Source organism: Exiguobacterium sp. s6 (assembly GCF_018618155.1).
Classification (GTDB): domain Bacteria; phylum Bacillota; class Bacilli; order Exiguobacteriales; family Exiguobacteriaceae; genus Exiguobacterium; species Exiguobacterium mexicanum_A.
In genome coordinates, this window is record NZ_JACSLN010000004.1 from 46154 (window position 1) to 61532 (window position 15379).

The following is a 15379-nucleotide window of genomic DNA, read 5'->3' on the forward strand; positions in this document are numbered from 1 at the left end:
GAGGACCATATGGACGCAAAACAAGTGAGCACGGTCTATCAAGTATATCCAAAAAGTTTTCAAGACAGCGACGGCGATGGGGTCGGTGATTTACAAGGAGTGATCAGTCGCCTCGACTATTTAAGCTGGCTCGGGGTAGAGATGATTTGGTTGAATCCGGTTTACGTCTCGCCCGGTTACGATAATGGCTATGACGTCGCAGACTATACACGAATCGATTCTCTGTTCGGGTCGATGGATGATATGGACGAGTTGATTCATGAAGCACGTGGCAGAGGAATCGGCATCATGATGGACATCGTCGCCAACCACACGTCGCATCAGCATGAGTGGTTCCTTCAATCCGAACGTGACCCGGAAGGAGCGTTCGGTAATTTCTACATTTGGTGTGATACGCCGAATGAATGGAGCTCGTTCTTCGGGGGCGGGACGTGGACGTACTCACCGATCCGGGGCCAGTACTACTTCCATGCATTCGCTCCGGAACAACCAGATTTGAATTGGGGGAACGAGCAAGTACGTAAGGAGATGGCGGCAGTCTTAGCGTTTTGGGTCGAGCGCGGGGTGACTGGTTTTCGGTTTGATGTCATTGATTTGATTGGCAAAGACGTCAATCGAAAGCAATGGCTCGACTTTCCGTTGATGCGCCGTTACTTGAAAGATTTAGTGGCGCAAGTTGACACCTCTTCCTTGTTGCTTGTCGGGGAAGCTGGAGGATTGACTCCGAACGAAATTCTAACTTTGCAACGGGACGGTTCGCTCGACGTCGTCTTCAATTTTGAAGTATGTGCCCTCGATGAGCAGGCAGGACAAGGCAAATGGAAGCTCGCTCCGTTCGAGCCGTCGAGGCTAAAAACCACGCTCGATACGTGGCAACGAGCGTTTGCGGTGGAAGGACGCAATAGCCTGTTTTGGAATAACCATGACCAGCCGCGTGTCATTTCACGATGGTATGACGATGACGAGCGGGCTGCGAAGATGCTCGCGGTCCTCCTATACGGATTAAAAGGAATCCCATTTCTGTATCAAGGAGAAGAGGTCGGGATGACGAACGGTATGATTGCGACAGAGGAGTATCAAGACATCGAGACGCTAAATTATTTGCGGGCGGGTGGAACGCTTGATGCCGTTCGCATGAAAGGACGTGACCATGCCCGGATTCCGATGGCATGGGGCGAAGGGACGGACTCGTTCAGCACGGGAACACCGTGGCTTCGATCAGCTCACGACGAAGCAGGCAGGGACGTCGCGACGATGCGTTCAGATGAAACGAGTCTGCTTCATCTGTACCGAGAATTGATTGCGCTACGCCGGACAAATCGACTGCTTCGAGACGGAGCTTATGAACTCGTACCGACCGAGGAGCGGCTATATGTGTACCGCCGCATCATCGATGGGGAGCCTCCACTTCTTGTCGTCGCAAATTTGTCTCAAGATACGCTGCCGATGCCCAGTGGTTGCGGGGAACGTTTGGTTTCGACAGAGCAGGTTGAGGCGCCAATGCTACGGCCGTATGAAGCGTTCATATGTTATAATTTTTGACAGAAGGAAGTGAGGAAATGGCAGGAATTAAAGACATCGCAAAAGAGGCTGGCGTTTCGATATCGACCGTCTCATATGCGCTAAACGGCAGTCCGAAAGTGACAGAAAAGACGAGGCAACGCATCATTAAAATCGCCGAAGAGTTGAACTACGTGCCGAACGCCGCGGCGAGGACGCTAAAAACGAGAAAGACACATATTATCGGAGCGTTTTTAGGCGATTATTCCGGGTCGTTCTATGGAGAGTTATTAAAAGGCATCAACCAAGAGCTGTCTGATACTGGCTATGAGTTGATTGTTTGTAACGGTCCCGAATCACATCGTCTGATGACCGAACGCATGGTGGATGGGGCGCTCATCTTAGGGCATCGATTCACCCAAGAACAGATTTTAGAGTTCGCGGACCGAGGGCACCCGCTGACGATGCTCGACCGTGAGATTGAGCATCCGAACATCAGTTGTGTGTTGCTCGATAATCAGATTGGGATGAATCAAGAGATGGACGCCATCTTAGAGACCAACCCTGGACAAATCCATCTTGTGAACGGACCGGTCGGCAATCATGATGCTGTCGAACGACGGAAAGTTGTCGTTGATCGCGCGAACGCGGCTGGGGTAACCGTCCGGGAATGGACCGGTGAATTCACGAAACGGTCAGGCATTCGGGCAGCGAGTGACTTACTTGAAGTGCTCGAAGAAGGGGACGCCATCATGTGTTTAAATGATGACATGGCGCTCGGGGTTTATGACGTCTTGCAAAACTCTTCTTTCAGAATCGGGGAAGACATTTCGCTCGTTGGCTTTGATAAACTCGAGATTACAAACTATACGCAGCCTCGGATCGCAAGTGTCAGCTATTCGAAGCCTGACTGGGGCAAGAAGGCGGCTCGCGCGTTACTCCAACTGATTGAAGAGAAAGAAAATTCGAAAGAGACGATCCCTTCAAAGTTCATGAAAGACGCCTCGATTCGAAAAAAAAATAATAAAAGATAAAATACGTATTGTAAGCGGATACATTGTGAACTATAATGTTTATAGAAACGTTTAACCTGTTGATTTGCAGTAAAACCTTTGTATAAACATTATTTTTTTACATGATAATCGAAACGTTTCGATTATCGAGAAACGGAGGAATTCAGATGAAGAAATTAGGGTTAGCAGCGGTAGCGGGCACGGTAATCATTTCAGGTCTATTGGCGGGATGTTCTTCTGGATCGAGCGGCGATGACGCAAATACCATCACAGTTTGGGCGATGGGTGAAGAAGGAAAAGCTTTGCCGAAACTAGCAGAACAATATGAAAAAGAAAACGAAGGCGTCAACGTCAAAGTACAAGCAATCCCTTGGGATACAGCGCATGATAAACTGTTGACTGCGGTCGCTTCGAAAAATGGTCCAGATGTCGTTCAAATGGGAACGTCTTGGATGCCTGAATTCGTAGAGGCGGGAGCACTCGCGAATATGAAAGATTTCGTAAAAGATTACCCGGAACTTGATCCATCAAACTTTTATGAAGGATCGGTTGAAACGGTTCAATTCGAGGACGGTCTTTACGGGGCACCTTGGTATGTCGACACACGTGTTCTTTATTATCGGAAAGACGCACTTGAAAAAGTAGGTTATCCAGAAGCGCCAAAAACGTGGGATGAATTAGAAGACGCTTCGAAAAAACTTGCGGCTCGTGACGGGGAAGACATGTACGGGATTACGTTGGACACGAACGACCAAATGCTATCGTTCATGTTCGCTCGTCAAAACGGTTCAGAGCTGTTAACAGAAAATCAAGAGCCGCTCTTTGATCAACCAGAATTCATCGAAAGCGCAGAATATTTAACAAACTACTTCACAGAAGGATATGCACCAATCGATTTAGGGCTTGATGTTGTGCAGGCGTTCGGGGCAGAAGAACCGAACGTGCCGATGTTCATCAGTGGACCATGGATGATTAACATTATCAATGATCAAATGCCTGACATTGAAGAGAAGTGGGGTACAGCCGTTCTTCCAGCGAAAGAAAATAATATCTCGTTCCTTGGAGGATCGAACTTAAGTATTTTTGAAAGCAGTGAGAAGAAAGACGAAGCCGCGAAGTTTATCGCATATATGAGTAAACCAGAAACACAGACAGAGTGGATGGAGATGACGAAGTCACTTCCATCGACAAAAGCGACATGGGCAGAGAACGAAACGCTCAAAAACGATGAGAAACTCAAAACATTCGGTGAGCAGATGGAAGCGGCAGAGCCGATGCCGATGATGACAACGTGGGAAAAAGTAGCGCAAACATATTTGCAGAGCTTTGAGAAAATGTATCGCGGTGCGGCTACTGTAGAAGATGAAGTTAAGGTGTTCCAAGAAAAAGCGAAGTCGATTTTAAAATAAACGGAGGGGTACACCCCCTCTCGTTTAATTAAAGGAGAACCTTATGAAACAATTTCTTAATGATCGAGCGCCATACTTGCTCGTCGCGCCGACCGTTCTCTTGTTACTCATGTTCTCGATCATGCCGTTATTCATCGCTTTTTTCATGAGTTTTACAGACATGGATTTGGCGGGAATTGCGAACTGGGCAAACATTGAATGGATCGGACTCACCAACTACATTGAAATCTTCAAAGATGAAGTGTTCATCCAAGCGTTATTGAACACGATCGTTTATGTCGTTATTGGGGTACCGATTGTGATCGGTCTTTCGCTCGCGATTGCGATGGCAATCAATTTCGGGACTGGCAAAGTCTTCGAATGGTTCCGTGTCGTCTTTTATATGCCGTCGATCACGAACGTTGTAGCGGTCGCGGTCGTTTGGGGATTCTTGTTTAATCCGCAGTATGGTCTCTTCAATTTCCTGTTAAATACAATCGGCCTTCCAGATGTCCCGTGGCTACAAGATCCGTTTATCGCTAAATTATCGTTGATCATGCTTGCCGTATGGCGTGCGGTCGGAATCAATATGATTATTTTCTTGGCAGCTCTTCAAGGGATTCCACGCACGTACTATGAAGCGGCAGCGTTAGATGGGGCAAGTACGTTCCAGCAAATGTTCAAGATTACAATTCCGTTGCTCCGATATGCGATTTTCTTCGTAACGGTGACAACTTTGATTGGATGGATTCAGTTCTTCGAAGAACCGCTCATCATGACCGAGGGGGGACCACTCAATTCGACGACGTCACTCGCGTTGTTTATATACAACAACGGTTTCCAGCTTAGTAACTTCGGTTATGCGGCTGCCGGGTCGGTCGTGTTGTTCATTCTGATCATTACGGTGACACTCATTCAGTTCCGTCTTCAAAAGAACGAAAACAACTATTAAGGAGGGGCATTCATGATTCCAAATGAAAAACCGGTAGCCGTGAATGTGAAGCGGGAGAAATTCTCGCCACTTCCCGACTTAAACCATAAACGAAAAGCCAAACTCTCGCAGTTGCTGGTCGCGCTTGTTTTGACCGTCCTCGGTATCGCTTTTATGTTGCCGTTCTTCTGGATGGTGATCTCGTCCTTTAAGACGGATGCGGAAATCTTGTCGCTACCGCTGACGATCCTACCGGAAAATGTGACGTTCGAACATTACATCGATTTATTCGTGAATTTAAACTTTTTAACGTATTTGAAGAACACGTTGTTGATTGTACTCGCATCATTTTTCGGTTTATTGCTCACAGCAATGGCCGGTTATGCGTTTGCGAAGCATAAGTTTAAGGGGAGTAACATCTTGTTCGTCGGTGTCTTGGCGACAATGATGATTCCAGGACAGGTTACGATGATTCCCGTTTATTTGATGCTCAATCAAATGGGTCTGACGAACACCATGATGGGGATTGTCCTCCCCGGTCTCGTTGGTGCGTTCGGGGTATTCTTGTTCCGTCAGTTCATGACGACGATTCCAGAGGAAATGCTGGAAGCGGCTCGCTTGGATGGAGCGAGTGAGTTTCGAATTTTCTTCTCAATCGTCTTGCCGATGTCAAAACCGATTTTGGCGGTACAAGGGATTTTGACTTTCATCGGTGCTTGGAACAGCTTCTTATGGCCGCTTATTATTGCCAATGATGAAGCTCTTTACACACTGTCAGTTGGATTAGCGCTTCTACAGGGGCAACATGGTGGAAACTACGCCTTACAGATGGCTGGGGCCACATTCATGGTTGTGCCGATTATCATTATCTTTATGATTTTCCAAAAGCATATCATCGAAGGATACAATATATCTGGAATGAAGTGAACCTTACGCCATGTAAGGTTCTTTTTTTATACTCAGGACATCGGTCCTTTATGCTAAAGTGTGTGAGGGGTAAGCTTAACACGTACACAGTATATAGAGAGAATCGAGGAAGAGAAAATGTTAGCCATTGTAATTGGACTCGTCATCGGGATTTTGTTACCGATGCAGACGAGCGTGAACTCGCGTCTGCGCACCATCGTCGGGTCACCATTTGTTGCGTCGTTCCTGTCGTTCGCAATCGGGACGACTTTTTTAACACTTACGTTACTGCTCACCGGGCAGTCGTTCGGGATTGAATCATCCATTTCCCAAGGAGAACCGCTTTGGATGTGGTCGGGTGGTTTGTTAGGGGTCATCTTTTTAACGGGGAACATCTTGTTGTTCCCAAGGCTCGGCAGTGTCCAGACCGTCATCATGCCGATCTTCGGACAGATTTTGATGGGACTGTTGATTGATCACTTCGGGTGGTTCAACTCAGCCGTCAACGTCCTCACGCCGTGGCGTGTATTCGGGGCTTTGCTCGTGTTGCTCGGCGTCGTCGGGACGGTCGCGCTAACGGACTGGATTAATCGTCGTCGCGGCAAACTCGTCGCCTCGTCGCAGACGGGAACCGGCAATTTGAACGCCTGGCGCCTCGTCGGAATCGGGACCGGGATGATGAGCGCGACACAGACGGCCATCAACGGTTATTTGGGAACGGTGCTCGAATCGGCCTTGAAAGGGGCCCTCGTTTCGTTCGTTGTCGGGACGGTCACGTTACTGCTCATCTTGATCGTCTTGCGGCCGAGCGTCGAATGGCGCGGACTACGCGGTCAGCCGTGGTGGATTTGGCTCGGTGGGATCATCGGGGCACTGTTCATCGGTGGGAACGTCTTAATCGTACCAATGGTCGGGACCGGAATCACTGTCGTCATCGTCATTGTCGGCTTGCTGTGTGGGAGCCTGCTCATCGACCGCTTCGGTTGGTTCGGTGCCGCGAAGAACCCGGTCACCGGGATTCAACTCGTCAGTTTACTCGTCATGGTCATCGGGATCATGCTGATTCGTTTGTCATAAGGGAGGAGAGACATCATGCGCGGAGTACTGTTCGCCATCAGTGGCGGCTTCTTTTTGACGCTACAGAGCGTCGCCAACGCTCGCATCAGTTCGAGTATCGGGACGTGGCAAGCTGCGACGTTGACGCAATTGACAGGTTTCCTTGTCGCGCTCGTCATCATGCTTCTCGTCCGCGACCGGACGTACGTCCACATGCGCCGCGTCGAGCCGCTTTATTTGTCAGGGGGCGCGTTCGCTGCGTTCATCTTGTTCAGCAATATGACGGCCGTGCATGAGCTCGGCGTCACGTTGACGATTTCATTGTTTCTCATCGCCCAGCTTGCCCTCGCGCTCGTCATTGACTGGCGCGGCTGGTTCGGGATGTTGCGCCGTGACTTGAATCGGACGCAACTGCTCGGGGTCGTCATGATGATCGTCGGGATTCTCGTATTGAAAGGATGACGTGCGATGGAACAGATTGACCGTTATATGAAGCGGTATGGGTTGGATGAGGTGCTCCCATTAGCGATTCGACCTCAACTTAAGCTCGTCCGTTACGCGACAGGGGAGGCGATTTGCACCCAAGGCGCTAAGGCCGAGCAGCTCCACTTTCTCGTCAGTGGAAAGATTCGGGTGGCCCACACGTCAGCGACCGGGAAGCGGCTCGTCTTGTCGTTCAAATATCCGCTCGATTTGATTGGCGACATCGAGTACGTCCGACGTACACCTTTCTTGAACACGGTCGAGGCGGTCACGCCGGTCGAGATGATCGTCGTCCGCTTCGACGACCTCGCGCATCATGCCAAGGAGGACGTCACGTGGCTGCACTATTTGCTGGAAGGGATCACGAAGAAGTTCGAGATGAAGTCGCAGTCGATGAGTTTCAACTTGTTTTATCCGGTCGATGTGCGGCTCGCGAGCTATCTGTTGTCGATGACACCGGAAGAGGCGAGCCTCGGGTCGACCGTGGACGAGTTGACCGACATCGCCGATTTGATTGGGACGAGCTATCGCCACGTCAACCGAACGCTTAAACGGTTCGTGGAACAGGGATTGATTGAACGGGATCGTCGATCGATTGCCATCATTGATCGCGCCGGGCTGATTGCCGTTGCTGGGGAGAGTATTTATGAATGAGGAGGACACGGTATGGCACTTGGAATGATGCTCGCGGTCATGGGCGGCATGCTCGTCTGTGTGCAAAACACGTTCAACGCCAAAGTGAAAGAACAGGTCGGGGCGTGGGCGACGACAACGCTCGTGCTCGCCCTCGGTTTCTTGGCGTCGCTACTCGTCGGATTGATCAGTGAGGGAATGGGTCTGTTCGACGTCACGGGAATGGAGACGTGGTACTGGTTCAGCGGCATCATCGGGGTCGGTGTCGTCATGAGCGTGACGCAAGGCGTCCAACAGCTCGGGCCGAGCCATGCCATCTCGATCGTCATGGTGTCACAAATCCTGTTCGCGCTCCTCTGGGATACGCTCGGCTGGTTCGGTCTCGAAGCCATCCCGTTCACGTGGAAGACAGCGCTTGGCATCGTGTTGATTGTCGGCGGGGTGCTGTTGTTCCAGTTGAGTGGGAAAAAAGAGACGGTCCACCAAAAAGCAAAGCAAGTCGTCTAAAACGATTTCCGACAAGTTGAACAAGTTTGCCCGTGTTCCTGCCGTTTGACGACGGTTTGGCAATGCGGGCATTTTGTTGTGAGCGAGGCGCGTGGTTGGACGGGTGAACGGTCTCCGAACGATGACGGATAGATGGTATAGGAACGAGTCACAATGAAGCCGACGATGCCGAGTAGGATGGCTAAAATAAGAATATCCATCGAAATACCTCCTAATTATTGGTATGCTATTCGTATATACGGTGAACGGTCCGAATTGGTTTCAAGGAGGAACAGATTATGGTGACACGAGAAGAACGAATCGAGCAGTTATATATGCTTCCCAAAAAAGGTGCATTTAACTTGTTATGGGCCGCCGCGGCAGGGTTAGGACTGGGGTGGTGGATCTATACCAATGCATCATTGCCAATGCTTGCGATGCTCGTCTTTTTGATGATGACGGCTGTCCCGCTCAGTCGCGTAGCGTGGCAGAAGACGCGTGTATCCGTGACGTTCAATGAAAATCGATCCTACCAACGATTGATCCGGGCGAAAGGCGTCATCGCGATTGCGATGTTATGGGTCATGCTCGGTTTGATGGGCGGGTATGTATCAGGATACTTCGCATTGCCGGTATTCAGTGGACTGTCAGCGATGTTGATTGCAGGCATGTTGGTGGTTGAGACATGGCTCGATACCCGCTTGCTTCGGATCGATCACGAGCATGTCACGGATAGCTTGATTGGATTTACAAAACGTGAGCGGATGAAACGGAAATGGGAGAACGAATGATGGTCGAGCATAAAAATCGCTTGCTTCAATTGATGCGGTTTGAACAAGTCTCGATTCGTTTATTTGGTCTACTGGTCGCCATCATCATCTTGACCTTCTACTATCTGCATAGTCGTTACACCTTAACGAACATGCAGGTGTTCGCAGCCTTTTTAATCATTTACGCATCACTGATTTTATGGGGCTGGTTGCGGATGAAGCTATTGCTCCGCTTTAGTTCGGATGAGCTGTATCGCCGATATGTTCGAATCAACTTTTTATTCATCTTCATGACGGTCATCGGGCTCGCTATATTTATTTGGGGTACAGTCATTCAAAACTTTCAACACGTCACGTATTCACTGCTTGGTACGCTAATCGTCTTGCCTTGTCTTTATTTTGAATGGTGGGTGAATGAGCGACTCAAAAAGATTGATCCAGAACATGTGACGAATCAAGACATTCGCCAATACAGACGATTGAAGAAAGCAGGGGAACAATGATCATTTGGAATGATACACCGGACGACCCGAACCGGTTGCCCGCATTAACGGATGACGTGTTGACTGAAGTGGAGACGCGACTCGGAGTGAAACTGCCGATTGATTATCTCGAGGCGATTCGTATCCAGAACGGGGGATATGTCGAACAGCGCGACTTGCCGATTATATGGAATGGGCAAGGTGACATTGCTCTCGTTGATTCAATTGCTGGGGTCGGTTTAAATAAAGGGCTGATTGAATCGAAGGCCTTGTTGACGGAGTGGGGTGTCGAGGATGACCGATTGATTGCGTTCGCCGGTGATGGACATTTCTTCCTCGTGTTCGATTACCGAGAGGGGTCAGAGCCAAACATTGCTTACATCGATACGGACACCGAACAAATCGATATCTTATTCGATACGTTTAGTCAATTTAGCGAAGCGCTCACGACGGTCGATATGGAAGTGGATGCAGAAATTTTCCCAGAACCGATCACTGAAATGAAACAAGGGGAGGCGCTCCTGAACGATGCGCGACGCCTACTCTATAGCGATCATCTAGAAGACAAAAGGATTGGTGCGGTTCTTTGGTTCAATGGCTTGGATTCACTTGAAGCGGACGAACTCGTTCGTGAGCTGTTGACCTGGATGGATGACGAGACGTTGCGAGAGACGGCGACCAGCGTCATTCAAGAAATCATCATTCGACGGAAGCCTTTAGATCAACAACTGTTCGAAGTATTTTTTGAGACGCTCCACAGGCAAGATGACGCCTATAGTAAACAACGCTACGAAGAGACGATGTACATTCTCGATAACGATATTCGAGTCGAGTGAAACGATTTGCCGTTTCCTTTCGTAAAAGAAGGTAACGAGATTTGATTAGGGGGATTGGATGGTTGACCATAACATAAGACTTGAACGCATGATGGAGAACGATCGAAAGCGACAAAAACAAATGTTGTACCCGACGATAGGAATCATCGCACTGTTCATCATCTATTTTTGGGCGACGGACGTCCTCTTGCTATTGCCAATCATCTTGGTCGGACAGCTGCCCGTGCTGTATAAAGGGTGGCACCGGATGAAGTTGCTGCTCACCTTCAACGACGACGCTCGCTACCAACAGAAAGTACGGTCCGAGTTCGGCTTGGCCGTCGGGAACATTGTGTTTCTCGTGCTGTTGATCGCGAGCTCGATGCTCGGATGGATCACGCTACTCACGCTCGTCATCGTCGTTATTGTCGGTCTGATCACGTTCCTAGCGCTTGGGATTCGCATCGACCGTGAGTTGAAAACGATTGACCCGGAGCATGTGACCGCGACGGAACTCGGCAAGGCGCAACTCGAGCACGAAAAACGAAAGTCATCATGATGGGAGTACCTAACTATGGTTAATAAAAATGAACGGCTGAAACAAATGGTCGAGAACGACCGGAAGGTGAACCGGACGGCGCTCTTGCTCACGTTCGCAATTTTAGGGATCGCCTTTTACTTTATCTTTACTCAAGACATCACCCTCGCGACGTTCGCCGTCATCATCATGGCGACGCAATTGCCGAGCCTCTATCGGGCGTGGCATCGCATGAACTTATTGCTTACGTTTAATGGTGAGGCGCGCTATCAAAAGTTCGTGCGACTCGAGTTCGGTATCGTGCTTGCGAACGTCATCTTGCTTGGGGTCTTCATCGCCATCGCTTGGGCGATTGAAGGGTCACTCGTCATCTTCGCAATCATGCTGCTCACTCTGTTCATCCCGTTCATCTTCTTATCGGTATGGGTGAACCGGAAAATCGAGTTGATTGACCCGGAGCACGTGACGAATCATGAGCTGCGGACGGCGCATCGGGATGCGTCTAAAGATCGGTTCAAGTAAACCGAAGGGACGTGCAGATGAATGAGGAGACGAAGGGTAGTCTTTTTTCTGATTGTTGGGCTCTTATTTTTAAATGCATGTAGCGAAGATGGTCATGAGCTAATCGTCGAGACGTATGTAGATGAGAGTATGTCCGTCTTTTCAGGTGAACCGTTCACAGACGAAGCTGAGATTGCACGATTCCTTGAACTGATTGAAACGAGTTCCTTGTCTGAAGCGGAAGTCATGGGCATACCAGACTACGTCGTCACAATAAGCAATCGGTCTGAGTCGACAGTGGAGGCGATGGTGAACGTCTGGATTGGGGAGAACGATGAGATTCGGTTCACTCGTGGGATGGAAGGGACCGACGTATTTGAAGTCGATTCGATGTACACCGAAAATGTGAACGAGCTCCTGGATGTAAATAACTTTTGAATGAAGAGGATGAATAAGATGGATATGCGAGTGTTTGACATGCTCTGGTCGCTTGGTACCTTTGCTGTCATGTTAGGCGGAGTCATTCTTGTATTGAAGCTGATTATCGGAAAATCGAGTTCAGGCAACTAAAAGAAGCATCTGACGTCGTGTCAGATGCTTTTTCTTATGAAAACATGCCCACCAATATCCCGCAGATGACCATGCCAATCGTATAGAACTTGAAGCGGTGTCGTTCCCAAAATGAATCGGTCATCGTGTCACCGCCACATCATTCGTCGTTCCTTCGACCATCGCGACGAACGCCTCGTCCGGGTCGGTCGTCCCGGAGGCGCGCAACCAGTCTTGGAAGTCGCCTTCGTATAACACACGTCCCGCGTGGAGGAAGATGACATGTGCGTCAAATTGCGAGAGGTCATGTAGCTGATGCGTCGAGATGAGGCACGTCCGTCCCTCTTGGACGAGACGGTGCAACCGCCGCATGATGTGGATCCGTGATGCCGGGTCGACCCCGCTCGTCGGTTCATCGAACAGATAGAGGGAGCGCTTGACCGAGGCGAGCAACGTCACGAACAACCATTTCCGCTCCCCAACAGACATTTTCCCGAGTTTCATCTTCCATAAGTGTTCGAACAGCTCTTGCTCTCGAGCGGTCGAGAGTCCGTTCACATACGACTCGAGTTTTTTGAAATCGGGACGTTTGGATAACCGTCCGATAAAGTAGGCGAGGTCTTTTCCGGTCAACTCATGATGGTTATACATGAGTTGTGTCAAATACAACATGTCCGCCGTCGGGACGAGTGCGAGTGATTCTTTGTCGACTGAAAGTGTCCCGGTCATACAATCAAAGAGTGTCGTCTTCCCGGCACCGTTTTGTCCGATCAAGACATTCAGCTTATTCGGTTGCAGTGTGAACGAGACACCGTCGAGCACAGGACGCGTCGCTTTCGGATAGTGATAAGTAAGTTGGTGTACGTGCATAAGAACCTCCTAGCGTGTGATGAGTGAGACGAGACTGAAGCGTTTCAACGCAATCGCACCGATGATGAAGTAACCGAGTACGGAAAGGAATGTCGCCCATACTCCAAACGAGAGTTCGACTTGAGTAGTCAGGTGCAGCAATCCGAGCGCGAATTCATGGAGCGCGTAGAACGGGTTGAGGAAGCTGAACCATTGATCAGGTGAGTTGATTGCCAATAAAAAGAGCGGAAACATCAGAATGTTCGCGAACGTCCCGAGACTCGATACTTTCACTGGAAGTGCCGTGATGGCGACACTAGCAACCGCGAACGGGATACTCCCGATCAATACGAGTAGAGACGTTGCAATCAACTTGAACGAGAAGAACCCGTGTACGAGTGTGACGACCGTTGTGAATAAAAGCAGGCTGATGGAGGCGAATAATAGCTGTGCTAAGATGACGGCGATGACATACGTCAGTTTGTTCCCGGAAATCATCACGTACGTTTTCATCAGTCCATATTCGCGCATTCGAGCGAGTTCTATACCGACACCGTTCACATATGTAGCAAGAATAATATACACCCAGAAATAAGAGAGCCCTGGGTAGTATTCCGCTGTCGTCGCTTGGCGGATATCTGAAAACGACTGCGTCAAGGCGATAATGAGTGGAATCCCGAGCGTCCAGATGAATGGAATTTTATCGGTGACGACAACTTTGGCATACATAAAGAAATAACTTGTGATTTGATGCATCCTGTTCCTCCGCTTGGTTTGATTGTTGTATCGTAGCACAATATACGGAAGATGATTGGAAAAAGTTTCAAAAAAAATAATCCCTCACATCGAATGAGGGATTGAAGAAAATCATTTCACTTTGTCACGTTTCGCAATCTTATCACTCACTTGCTGGCCACTCAGTGTCACCATCGGCATGCCGCCGCCGGGATTGACCGTGCCGCCGACGAAGTAGAGGTTGTCGTACAGCTCGCTCTGCTTCTTGTGCTTAAAGCCGCCGTTCTGTTTCTTATCGGCGACGGTCCCATAAATCGCGCCCCGGTCCGAGCCGTACGTGCGCTCGATATCATGCGGCGTCCAGACGTCGCGCGTCACCGTATGTTCCCGCAGGCCGTCCAAGCCCATCCGCTCGAGCTTATCGAGGACTCGCTCTTCGAATGCGGCGTACTGTTCAGGAGTGAACGGCTCGTCTTGGATGTACGGGATGTGCGGTAAGATTTTAATGTTCTCGTGCCCGGGCGGTGCTTGTGTCGGGTCGGTCTTATTGACGTTCACCAAGTAAATCGTCGGGTCGTCCGGCAACTGATGCTGCTCGAAAATCTTATCCATCTGTTCATGCAAGTTCTCCGAGAAGAAGAAGTTGTGGTGGCCGAGGGCCGGGTACTCTTTGTTCACCCCGAGGTGGAGCACGAAACCGGAACTGGCCGGTTCATACTTTTCGACGAGCTTGTCGACGTACTGTTCATCCGCCTCGACCATCTTTTGATAGAACGGGATGACTTCCATGTTGGAGACGAAATAGTCGGCCGAGCGTAGCCGTCCATCCTCGAGCTCGATCGCCGTCAGTTGACCGTTCAACGTATGGGCCCGGACGACGCCTTGACCGGTATGGAGCTTCACACCAATCTCTTCAGCGAGTTTCGTCAATCCTTCCGCTAGTTTATGCGTCCCGCCTTCGACGTACCAGCAGCCTTGCGCGTGTTGCATGTAAATCATCATGTTAAGGACGGCCGGTGCGCTATATGGGGATGAGCCGACATACTTCACGTAATACGACAGCATCGTCCGCAAATGCGGGTTGCTGATTCGTTTGGCAATCCCATCGTACATCGTCGACGTCAAATCGAAGCCGAACAACGTCGAGAAAAGTCCGGTCTGTGCCACCGCTTCGCGCGGCGACTCGAACCCTTCCTTCAAATAACTCTTCTCCGTCGTCTTGTAGATGCGCTCGGCATACTTCAACAGTTCGCGATACTCACGCATGTCTTTCCGCGACAGCATCGGGTTAGCGCGCTCCATCATATCCAAGTCGTGATACAAATCGAGCACCGTTCCGTCCGGGAAGAACGAGCGCCACTCGAGGTCGAGCCGCTTGGTTGGCACATAGTCTTCCATCCGCTTACCGCTGCCTGCGAACAGTTTCTCGAAAATCTGCGGCATCGTTAAAATTGAGGGGCCGAGATCGAAGCCGAACCCGTCCTGTTCAAGCCGATTCACTTTCCCGCCGATGTGGTCGTTCTTTTCGTACAAGGAGACGTCATACCCTTTTTGAGCGAGCGAGATGGCCGCTGATATCCCTCCGAGACCTCCCCCGATCACAATCACAGACTTGTTCACGTTTTGCATAGACGAGCCGCCCTTCTTTCGCCAGTTAATTTTTATGAAACAAAGACATTCTTCTCCGTATACATACCCATTTGAGAAGTATTTTATCCAAATATTAACGTACAGGAGGGAACGG

The 15379-nt window shown here is 49.8% G+C and carries 19 protein-coding genes; 15 read left to right on the plus strand and 4 right to left on the minus strand.

Annotated features, from left to right (window positions below; all coding sequences use genetic code 11):
* Positions 1–9 precede the first annotated feature (9 nt).
* The 9 genes from KNP75_RS14090 to KNP75_RS14130 all read left to right on the plus strand — a co-directional run bounded on the left by KNP75_RS14090 (position 10) and on the right by KNP75_RS14130 (position 8417).
* Entirely contained in the window at positions 10–1542 is a 1533-nt protein-coding gene (locus KNP75_RS14090; RefSeq protein WP_215190688.1) for an alpha-glucosidase, read from the plus strand.
* Between the two features lie 17 nt (positions 1543–1559).
* On the plus strand, positions 1560–2534 hold the full coding sequence (locus tag KNP75_RS14095; RefSeq protein ID WP_034781484.1) for a LacI family DNA-binding transcriptional regulator: 975 nt from the start codon (positions 1560–1562) through the stop codon (positions 2532–2534).
* Between the two features lie 146 nt (positions 2535–2680).
* The gene (locus KNP75_RS14100; RefSeq protein WP_034781487.1) at positions 2681–3922 is read left to right on the plus strand and encodes a sugar ABC transporter substrate-binding protein; all 1242 of its coding nucleotides are present in this window, start codon (positions 2681–2683) and stop codon (positions 3920–3922) included.
* Positions 3923–3965: 43 nt separating this feature from the next.
* Positions 3966–4853, plus strand: coding sequence for a carbohydrate ABC transporter permease (locus KNP75_RS14105; RefSeq protein WP_034781489.1), 888 nt, complete (start codon positions 3966–3968; stop codon positions 4851–4853).
* Positions 4854–4865: 12 nt separating this feature from the next.
* Positions 4866–5759: a carbohydrate ABC transporter permease gene (locus KNP75_RS14110; protein ID WP_251128374.1), complete on the plus strand. Its 894-nt coding sequence runs from the start codon at positions 4866–4868 to the stop codon at positions 5757–5759.
* Between the two features lie 117 nt (positions 5760–5876).
* A complete protein-coding gene (locus tag KNP75_RS14115) occupies positions 5877–6815 on the plus strand; it encodes a DMT family transporter (protein WP_215190689.1) in 939 nt (312 codons plus the stop codon).
* Positions 6816–6830: 15 nt separating this feature from the next.
* Positions 6831–7256 carry a DMT family transporter gene (locus KNP75_RS14120; RefSeq protein WP_021065339.1) on the plus strand — a complete coding sequence of 142 codons (426 nt, stop codon included), beginning with the start codon at positions 6831–6833 and terminating at the stop codon, positions 7254–7256.
* A gap of 6 nt (positions 7257–7262) precedes the next feature.
* Positions 7263–7931 (plus strand): Crp/Fnr family transcriptional regulator, encoded by a 669-nt coding sequence (locus KNP75_RS14125; RefSeq protein WP_215190690.1) that lies wholly within the window; start codon positions 7263–7265, stop codon positions 7929–7931.
* Positions 7932–7943: 12 nt separating this feature from the next.
* Positions 7944–8417, plus strand: a complete 474-nt coding sequence (locus KNP75_RS14130) for a DMT family transporter (RefSeq protein ID WP_215190691.1) — start codon at positions 7944–7946, stop codon at positions 8415–8417.
* Here KNP75_RS14130 and KNP75_RS14135 read toward each other — a convergent pair.
* Positions 8414–8617, minus strand: coding sequence for a hypothetical protein (locus KNP75_RS14135; protein WP_215190692.1), 204 nt, complete (start codon positions 8615–8617; stop codon positions 8414–8416). The genes KNP75_RS14130 and KNP75_RS14135 overlap by 4 nt on opposite strands.
* 78 nt (positions 8618–8695) lie before the next feature.
* Here KNP75_RS14135 and KNP75_RS14140 point away from each other — a divergent pair, with 78 nt between their 5' ends.
* The 6 genes from KNP75_RS14140 (at position 8696) to KNP75_RS14165 (ending at position 11940) form a co-directional block, all read left to right on the plus strand.
* Entirely contained in the window at positions 8696–9187 is a 492-nt protein-coding gene (locus KNP75_RS14140) for a hypothetical protein (protein ID WP_215190693.1), read from the plus strand.
* Entirely contained in the window at positions 9172–9669 is a 498-nt protein-coding gene (locus KNP75_RS14145) for a hypothetical protein (RefSeq protein WP_215190694.1), read from the plus strand. Before KNP75_RS14140 ends, KNP75_RS14145 begins: the two co-directional genes overlap by 16 nt.
* Complete coding sequence (locus KNP75_RS14150; RefSeq protein ID WP_215190695.1) at positions 9666–10484, plus strand: SMI1/KNR4 family protein; 819 nt, start codon at positions 9666–9668, stop codon at positions 10482–10484. The genes KNP75_RS14145 and KNP75_RS14150 overlap by 4 nt, the downstream gene beginning before the upstream one ends.
* 58 nt (positions 10485–10542) lie before the next feature.
* Complete coding sequence (locus tag KNP75_RS14155) at positions 10543–11022, plus strand: hypothetical protein (protein ID WP_114166604.1); 480 nt, start codon at positions 10543–10545, stop codon at positions 11020–11022.
* Between the two features lie 15 nt (positions 11023–11037).
* Positions 11038–11523 carry a hypothetical protein gene (locus KNP75_RS14160; protein WP_215190696.1) on the plus strand — a complete coding sequence of 162 codons (486 nt, stop codon included), beginning with the start codon at positions 11038–11040 and terminating at the stop codon, positions 11521–11523.
* Positions 11524–11652: 129 nt separating this feature from the next.
* Positions 11653–11940, plus strand: coding sequence for a hypothetical protein (locus KNP75_RS14165; protein WP_215190697.1), 288 nt, complete (start codon positions 11653–11655; stop codon positions 11938–11940).
* A gap of 252 nt (positions 11941–12192) precedes the next feature.
* On the opposite strand, the gene KNP75_RS14170 is transcribed toward KNP75_RS14165, so the two are convergent.
* The 3 genes from KNP75_RS14170 to KNP75_RS14180 all read right to left on the minus strand — a co-directional run bounded on the left by KNP75_RS14170 (position 12193) and on the right by KNP75_RS14180 (position 15264).
* Positions 12193–12921 (minus strand): AAA family ATPase, encoded by a 729-nt coding sequence (locus KNP75_RS14170; RefSeq protein WP_215190698.1) that lies wholly within the window; start codon positions 12919–12921, stop codon positions 12193–12195.
* 9 nt (positions 12922–12930) lie between these two features.
* Positions 12931–13656 (minus strand): hypothetical protein, encoded by a 726-nt coding sequence (locus KNP75_RS14175; RefSeq protein WP_034781519.1) that lies wholly within the window; start codon positions 13654–13656, stop codon positions 12931–12933.
* 111 nt (positions 13657–13767) lie between these two features.
* The gene (locus tag KNP75_RS14180) at positions 13768–15264 is read right to left on the minus strand and encodes a phytoene desaturase family protein (protein WP_215190699.1); all 1497 of its coding nucleotides are present in this window, start codon (positions 15262–15264) and stop codon (positions 13768–13770) included.
* Positions 15265–15379 lie beyond the last annotated feature (115 nt).